5 protein-coding genes and 1 tRNA gene are annotated in these 5,063 nt (G+C 35.1%); 1 reads left to right on the forward strand and 5 read right to left on the reverse strand.

The window, feature by feature from the left end; all coding sequences use genetic code 11:
• Positions 1 to 80: 80 nt before the first annotated feature.
• Positions 81 to 281, forward strand: a complete 201-nt coding sequence (locus AB1414_15295) for a hypothetical protein (protein MEW6608786.1) — start codon at positions 81 to 83, stop codon at positions 279 to 281.
• 475 nt (positions 282 to 756) lie between these two features.
• Here the strand turns inward: AB1414_15295 and rpoZ are convergent, their stop codons facing one another.
• From rpoZ to AB1414_15320, 5 genes are all read right to left on the reverse strand, one after another.
• A complete protein-coding gene (gene rpoZ, locus AB1414_15300) occupies positions 757 to 972 on the reverse strand; it encodes a DNA-directed RNA polymerase subunit omega (GenBank protein ID MEW6608787.1) in 216 nt (71 codons plus the stop codon).
• Between the two features lie 49 nt (positions 973 to 1,021).
• Entirely contained in the window at positions 1,022 to 2,335 is a 1,314-nt protein-coding gene (rpsA, locus tag AB1414_15305) for a 30S ribosomal protein S1 (GenBank protein MEW6608788.1), read from the reverse strand.
• A 21-nt stretch (positions 2,336 to 2,356) separates the two neighbouring features.
• The gene (gene folD / locus AB1414_15310; protein MEW6608789.1) at positions 2,357 to 3,253 is read right to left on the reverse strand and encodes a bifunctional methylenetetrahydrofolate dehydrogenase/methenyltetrahydrofolate cyclohydrolase FolD; all 897 of its coding nucleotides are present in this window, start codon (positions 3,251 to 3,253) and stop codon (positions 2,357 to 2,359) included.
• Positions 3,254 to 3,832: 579 nt separating this feature from the next.
• Positions 3,833 to 3,908, reverse strand: a tRNA-Phe gene (locus AB1414_15315).
• Between the two features lie 49 nt (positions 3,909 to 3,957).
• Positions 3,958 to 4,884: a DUF6263 family protein gene (locus AB1414_15320; GenBank protein ID MEW6608790.1), complete on the reverse strand. Its 927-nt coding sequence runs from the start codon at positions 4,882 to 4,884 to the stop codon at positions 3,958 to 3,960.
• Between the last annotated feature and the right edge of the window lie 179 nt (positions 4,885 to 5,063).

Raw genomic sequence — 5,063 nt, forward strand, 5'->3', positions numbered from 1 at the left:
ACTGGTTGTGCAACATCGCCAATTAAAACTACTTTATGTCCAACATACTTATTCAGGGAGTTAGAATACAAAAATCTTGAATGTCCCTCATGAAACAACACCCCTATCAATATTATGCTCAAAAGGAAAAAGATATTGGTTTGGAAATGGAATTTTTTTATAAAGAAGATGGAAGTGAGGAGAAAAGTGATAGTTATCCCGACAAAAATAATAAAAAGAGGAATATCGATGAAGTTCCCAATTATTATGCCCAGGATATAGAAGCAAGTAAGTTGGGTTAATGGAGTCATTTGTTCAATGTCCAGTAAAACTACGCGTAATTATTCAGCCACAGATAGACACGAATGAAACACTGATTTTGTAACCGTTCAGGATATAACCACAGAGTCACAGAGAACACAGAGGGAATATAGCAGTTATTAGTCAAAATTTTACTCAGAGTGGATAAGGGAAAAATCCCAAATCCCAAGCACCAAATTTCAAGTAATAAATACCAAACTATGGGGGGTAATGTTTTGAATTTTGGTCATTCGAATTTGTTTGGAATTTGGAATTTGTGATTTGGAATTTCATAGCCATATCTATGTCAAATTTCGATTAATAAATGCTATAATTCGTGTCCATTTGTGGCTAATTTCTCTAATTCTCTGTGAACTCTGTGCCTCTGTGGCTGAACGGTTACCTGATTTTTAATCCTTTGTAATAATTCAACCTGTAATATTCTGTCCTGCTTTTTGATAAACTTTACAGTTACAACTACGCAGGGGATTTTTCGGGTATTTTTTGTTGACGGACAATCTTATTTTCGCGTAATTCTTTTATGGCAATTGTGTTAACTCTTTCCCCTTCAGCCTCATCAATTAGCGGGGTTGTACCATCCAACAATTGAATAGCCCTTTTAGCGACTAAATTCACTAATTCATAACGATTATCTACCTTTTTTAAAAGTTCTTCCAATGGAATTAAACTCATCTACCCTCCTTAAAAGATTATAGTGATTTTTTTATTATGTCAAGAAATTTTATTCAGAGGTACCAATTAGTTGCAACTTATCCCCAAATTTCTCTTTAAAAACATCTCCAAGAGTAACGCCCAGTCCCTCTTTTTGATTTTTCAGGTAGTTCTGAATTTTTTGTTTTTCTTCTTCATAATAAACCCGTTTTAAACTCAAACTTATCCTTCGTTCTAATGGTTTAACATCTAACACCTTTACTTTAACCTGCTCTCCTTCTTTAACTGCTTCTGAAGGGGAGGAAATTTTTTTGACCGATAACTCTGAAAATGGAACTAATCCTTCTATCCCATCACTAAAATGGACAAAGATATAGGATTTAGTTATCTTCGAGACCGTTCCGGTAACAATTGAGCCAATCTCAAACTTTTTAGAGATTTCTTTCCACGGATCAACCTGAGTTTGTTTCAGGCTTAATGAAACCTTTCCTTTCTCCTTATCCACATCTAAAACCATAACCTCAATTTTATCTCCTACATTCACTACTTCTCGTGGATGTTTTATTCTTCGATAAGATAATTCTGAGAGATGAATTAAGCCATCCGCTCCTCCTATATTGACAAACGCACCAAATCCTGTAAGTTTAACTACCTTCCCCTGGCATATTTTCCCTGGATGTAAAGAGTCAAGAACTGCTTGTTTTTCCCTTTGAAGTTCCTCTTCTACTGCCGATTTATGAGAGAAGATAAGTTTTCTCTCTTCTTGATTACAGTCTATTACCTTTAACCTTAAAGTTTTATTCAAATATCCATCTATGCCCCTTTTAGGGATAACATCAAGTTCTGACATTGGGATAAAACCTCTAATGCCAATATCAACAATCAATCCTCCTTTTACTCGTTTTACTACTTTACCATTTATTATTTTATTCTCTTTAAAAGCGGTAATTACATTACCCCAGGCTTGTTCTATATCAACCCATTTTTTAGATAGAATTAAGTTTCCCTGTCCATCATCTGTGGTAAGAACATAAACCTTAACCTGGTCTCCAACTGAAATTACTTCTGATGGATGAGAAAAACGCCTTGTTGATAATTCTTCTTTTGGAATAAACCCCTCTGTTTTACCACCAACTGAAACTAATGCCCCTTCGTTATCTACCTGAACAACATAGCCATCGAGAATCAGTCCATCTTTAATTGATTTGATACTTTCTTCATAAAACCTTTCTATATTCTCAACTTCTTCTATCATTTCTTCTTTTTGTGTTGATTCAATTTCAGGTTTTTCTTGAACCTCTGTGGGTATCACAGATTCCTTACGGATAACTTCTTCCATCGCTCGCTTAATCATACCGTTAAGAATACCACCATTACTTCCCATTTTTCCTTTTTTACTCCTTTATTACATTTCAGCTTGATTTTTCGCTGATTTAACTGTATTAACTAAAAGCATCGTAATTGTCATTGGTCCTACGCCGCCTGGCACAGGTGTAATCATCGAGGCTTTTTCTTTTACCTGCTCAAAATCGACATCACCAACTAATCTAAATCCTTTTTCTGAAGTAGAATCCGGGATACGGTTGACGCCAACATCAATTACCACGACACCTTCTTTGACCATATCTGTTTTAATAAATTGATGTTTGCCAATAGCGGCGACTAAGACATCTGCCCTCTGGCAGACCTCTGTTAAATCTTTAGTGCGTGAATGACATATAGTTACGGTAGCATTATTAGCCAGGAGTAACATAGCCACCGGCTTCCCAACAATATTACTTCTTCCCACGACTACAGCCTCCAGTCCACTTAAATTAACACCACTCCTGATTAATAATTCTATCACCCCATGCGGTGTACAGGGAAGAAATAATCCTTGTCTAACCATTTCCTCAAAATCCTTCACGGTAAAGAATTTCCCTACATTTACTGGATGAAAACCATCAACATCTTTATCTGGAGAGATAGCATTCAATACCAAAATTTCGTTAATATGTCTTGGAAGGGGTAATTGGACCAGGATACCATTTATCTTAGGGTTGTTATTGAGTGTCTCAATCAATTTTAGTAATTCATCTTCTTTTATCGTGGCAGGGAGTGTATGTTGTTCAGAGTAAATTCCTACCTTTTCACACGCCTTACCTTTATTTCGCACATAAACCTGTGATGCTGGGTCTTCTCCAACCAGAATAGTCGCTAATCCCGGGGTAATTCCCTTTAATTTTAATTCTGCTACTTCTTGAGTTACCTCTTGTCGAATTTGTTCGGCAATGGCATTGCCATCTATTATTTTGGCTGACATAGATTAATAATCCTCCTTTTTTGGTAAATATAGCACTTATTAATCGAAATTTGACCCAGATATGGCTATGAAATTCCAAATCACAAATTCCAAATTCCAAACAAATTCGAATGACCAAAATTCAAAACATTACCCCCCATAGTTTGGTATTTATTACTTGAAATTTGGTGCTTGGGATTTGGGATTTTTCCCTTATCCACTCTGAGTAAAATTTTGACTAATAACTGCTATAGACCAATTTGTGGCTTTTATTATAAATAGTTTTAAAATGATACCATTAAGGGGAAAAAAAGTCAAGAAAAATTTCCAACCATCAGCAATTCTAATTATGAAAATGTGTAAGCAAGGAGAATTGGAGAATAGGGAGAAAATATAACCACTAATAGGACACGCATAACCACGAAACATAGGATTATTAGGATTAATTCGGTCTATTCGTGACTAATTTTAATCACCTTCTCCATTTCTCCATTTTCTCCCTTTCCCCTTTTTTACACAATTTCTGTCATAATGAGAATTGCTGTCCAATCATTGGGTAATGGGCCAGTGAAATGGGGGAGAGTGCCGATTTTTTTCAAATGGTGGCGGGACCCAGAATCGAACTGGGGACGCACGGATTTTCAGTCCGTCGCTCTACCGTCTGAGCTATCCCGCCTATTGAATTAAGGGTTAAGGTTAAGTAAAAAATTTCACTCTTAATCTTCTTATTCCAGTTCGAGTAATGTTTGTGTCTTAAAATCCAGATTCATTTTTAATTCTCTTTCAGGCTGGCTATAATTGACCTGCATCTTGACATCCATTTCTAAATCATTACTCATTAACCTTCCTTGTTGATATGCAAAAATCATTTTCCCTTTGCCTTGAGCCGCACCGTTAAATGTTACCTTTGAAATGTCTATTTCCTGTGGAAATACAAATGGTTCTCTTTCACTAACAGTCAGGTTTGCCTCTATCCCTACTTGAACACACTCAATTCCTTTTATTTGTGTCCATTCTTCAATAGTATAGGCAAATTTCCCACGCGTCGTGCCCAATAATGGAATATTATAACTTAATTCCCGAATCCAACTATCCCCCACTTTCATTTCTTCTAATGGGAATCTTTGATAACTTCTCTCAATTAATGTGACTATATTTTTTTCCCATTCTGCCTTAAATTTTGGAATCAATTCTTGCTGAATATTTTCTGGTATCTGACCAGGAATCTCTTCTATCCCCGTTTGTTTTAACAAAGAGCCATCTTTTCCTATTTTTATATTAAGACTTTTGCCTTCCAGAAGATTAAAAAATGGATTTGCCTGTTTTTGGCTGAAGATTGGCGTTTTAATATCTTGTTCAAAAGAATCATAGCTGAAGTCTATATTTGCCACCCCACCTTCCTCGATTCCTGTAACTTTTTGGGTAAATTTACATCTTGTCTCTATCATTACTTCAATGGGGGAAGTAGAAGTGCCCAAAATTGGTAATCCCTCTGTGGTAATTATCCCTTTGGAAATATTAGAGAATTTATATTTAAGTATCTCGCCCGGCTGATATTTATATTGGAGGAGGATACTCTTCTCTTTTGGGAAACAACCACACATAAATATTATTAATAGAATTAATAATGAAATTATCCCTTTTTTTCTCATTATTATTATTTTATACAAAGAAGTGTATTTTGTCAACAAAAATTTAAAGGTTTGTTACGGAAATATCATTTATGGACTATTTGTAAAAATCATTTATGGACATTTAATTCCATTTTAATTCCCCAAATTTAATTCCCCAAAAATATTAAAAATGTATTTAATTCTTCTCTTTAAATTTC

This window comes from bacterium, from assembly GCA_040755795.1.
Taxonomy (GTDB): domain Bacteria; phylum UBA9089; class CG2-30-40-21; order CG2-30-40-21; family SBAY01; genus JBFLXS01.

What these genes read in the sequence shown, in the direction of transcription:
- rpsA (MEW6608788.1), bottom strand. Translation starts at nt 2,335, where the DNA reads ATGGGAAGTAATGGTGGTATTCTTAACGGTATGATTAAGCGAGCGATG.
- AB1414_15320 (MEW6608790.1), bottom strand. Translation starts at nt 4,884, where the DNA reads ATGAGAAAAAAAGGGATAATTTCATTATTAATTCTATTAATAATATTT.
- rpoZ (MEW6608787.1), bottom strand. Translation starts at nt 972, where the DNA reads ATGAGTTTAATTCCATTGGAAGAACTTTTAAAAAAGGTAGATAATCGT.
- folD (MEW6608789.1), bottom strand. Translation starts at nt 3,253, where the DNA reads ATGTCAGCCAAAATAATAGATGGCAATGCCATTGCCGAACAAATTCGA.
- AB1414_15295 (MEW6608786.1), top strand. Translation starts at nt 81, where the DNA reads ATGTCCCTCATGAAACAACACCCCTATCAATATTATGCTCAAAAGGAA.